A 334-nucleotide genomic window follows, 5' to 3' on the forward strand; every position below is an offset into this window, starting at 1 on the left:
GACCATGGCCGAGGCGGTGGGCATCTCGCCGTCGAGCGTGGGAAGGATATGGGCGGACGCAGGGCTGAAGCCGCACCAGACGCGCAGCTTCAAGGTCTCGAACGACCCGAAGTTCGAGGAGAAGGTCACCGAGATCGTAGGGCTTTACCTCGACCCGCCGGATCGCGCGGTGGTCCTGTGCGTCGATGAAAAGTCCCAGATCCAGGCACTGGACCGCACCCAGCCCGGTCTGCCGCTTCTTTGGTTGCCGCCCGTGATGCAAGAAGTTTTTGACCTTATTGGCGTGTGATCGAGTACGAACTTCTTTCAGGCCTCGTGTTGCGGCACTTCCAGA

Annotated in this window: 1 pseudogene; it reads left to right on the forward strand. The window is 61.1% G+C overall.

What is annotated here, in order from left to right:
- Positions 1–238 (forward strand): annotated as a pseudogene (locus ACH107_RS33670) (IS630 family transposase); the annotation flags it as partial.
- Positions 239–334: the final 96 nt, after the last annotated feature.

The organism is Roseovarius halophilus (ex Wu et al. 2025) (assembly GCF_047086965.1).